The sequence below is a fragment of the Enterovibrio norvegicus DSM 15893 genome (genome assembly GCF_900115495.1).
GTDB classification, from domain to species: Bacteria; Pseudomonadota; Gammaproteobacteria; order Enterobacterales; family Vibrionaceae; genus Enterovibrio; species Enterovibrio norvegicus.
In genome coordinates this window covers 1-1,624 of record NZ_FOWR01000091.1, presented here as the reverse complement: position 1 = coordinate 1,624, position 1,624 = coordinate 1, and the positions used below count along the sequence as shown (strand labels likewise).

Annotated in this window: 1 protein-coding gene, 1 tRNA gene and 2 rRNA genes; all 4 read left to right on the top strand. The window is 46.0% G+C overall.

The genetic code is table 11. From position 1 onward, the window contains the following. Positions 1 to 93 (top strand): 5S ribosomal RNA (gene rrf / locus BM082_RS24525); the annotation flags it as partial. A gap of 86 nt (positions 94 to 179) precedes the next feature. Next, a tRNA-Thr gene (locus BM082_RS24520) sits at positions 180 to 255 on the top strand. 14 nt (positions 256 to 269) lie between these two features. Then, a 5S ribosomal RNA gene (rrf, locus tag BM082_RS24515) occupies positions 270 to 385 on the top strand. A 153-nt stretch (positions 386 to 538) separates the two neighbouring features. Further along, positions 539 to 1,492, top strand: a complete 954-nt coding sequence (metA, locus tag BM082_RS24510; RefSeq protein ID WP_017010474.1) for a homoserine O-acetyltransferase MetA — start codon at positions 539 to 541, stop codon at positions 1,490 to 1,492. The last annotated feature ends 132 nt before the right edge of the window (positions 1,493 to 1,624 follow it).

The window sequence follows — 1,624 nt, the reverse complement described above, 5'->3', positions numbered from 1 at the left end:
CCCACCTGAACCCATGCCGAACTCAGTAGTGAAACGTAACAGCGCCGATGGTAGTGTGGGGCTTCCCCATGTGAGAGTAGGACATCGCCAGGCTTTAATTTCAATCTTTCTATTTGCTTTGCAAATGATAGATCCTTAAACAAAGCATCGATGAGTAAGACTTTGTTGAAGAAAAATTCGCTGATATAGCTCAGTTGGTAGAGTGCACCCTTGGTAAGGGTGAGGTCCCCAGTTCGAATCTGGGTATCAGCACCAGCTTTAAAAATTTTTCTGGCAGCCATAGCGCGATGGTACCACCTGATCCCATGCCGAACTCAGAAGTGAAACGTTGCTGCGCCGATGGTAGTGTGGGGTTTCCCCATGTGAGAGTAGGTCACTGCCAGATACCTCTTCAAACCCGTAGCGGAAACGCTGCGGGTTTTTTCGTATATGCGCGCCAAATTCGATTCTCACAAATAGTCTTGAAGAGACGAAAAGGATGTTATAGGGTTATTGGAATTCTAGACGTCTATACATCTTAAGAAGGGAGTGCTTTAAGATGCCCATTAAAATTCCTGATCAGCTACCCGCGGCAAGTACATTGCGTCAGGAAAACATCTTTGTGATGCCTGAAACACGTGCTGCCAGTCAAAGTATTCGTCCTCTTAAAGTTCTGTTACTCAACTTAATGCCGAAGAAGATAGAGACTGAAACGCAGTTCATGCGTTTGCTATCAAACAGTCCACTTCAAATAGACGTAGAACTTCTGCGTATTGATGATAGGCCCAGTAAAAATACGCCAACTGAGCATTTAGATACCTTCTATCGTCAGTTTCAGATGATCAGAGAGCGTAACTTCGATGGCTTGATCGTCACAGGCGCGCCGCTAGGTCTGGTTCAGTTTGAAGATGTGATTTACTGGGAGCATTTGCAGGACATCATGACATGGGCAAAGGACCATGTGACATCGACGCTGTATGTGTGTTGGGCTGCTCAGGCTGGACTGAAGCTGTTGTATGATTTGCCGAAGAAAACCCGCAAAGAGAAACTGTCGGGTGTGTATTGGCATAACACCAACAAAGAGCACAGCCACAATCCTATTCTTCGTGGCTTTGACGATGCTTTCCTAGCGCCCCATTCACGTTATGCTGATTTCTCTCCAGACTTTCTTGCCGAACATACGGATCTCGATATATTGGCGACATCGCCGACGGCGGGAACCTATTTGGCGGCGACGAAAGATAAACGCAACGTTTTTGTTACGGGCCACCCTGAGTATGACCCTCTGACTTTGCACAATGAATACGCGCGAGACGTTGGTGAAGGCATGGAACCTGCCGTTCCTGTTAACTATTATCCAGATGATGATCCATCAAAAGAACCGTATGTGAGCTGGAGAAGCCATGGTTATATGCTTTTCTCAAATTGGCTCAACTATTGCGTTTACCAGCAAACACCGTTCGACCTGGATCACTTCTCAGAAGACGCATTCACCAAAGACGAAGACGCGTAAATTACCAATCCAACGAACCAAAAAAAGCCTGCTTAAAGCATAATGCCGATCGTTTTAAGTCATTGAACGATCCTACGCAGGCTTCATAATCGGCCTCAACATTGTTGAGGCCGATTTTTTATGTCTGAGTTT

Bases quoted from the DNA above. Each gene is read 5' to 3' on its own strand.
- metA (WP_017010474.1), top strand. From the start codon at position 539: ATGCCCATTAAAATTCCTGATCAGCTACCCGCGGCAAGTACATTGCGT.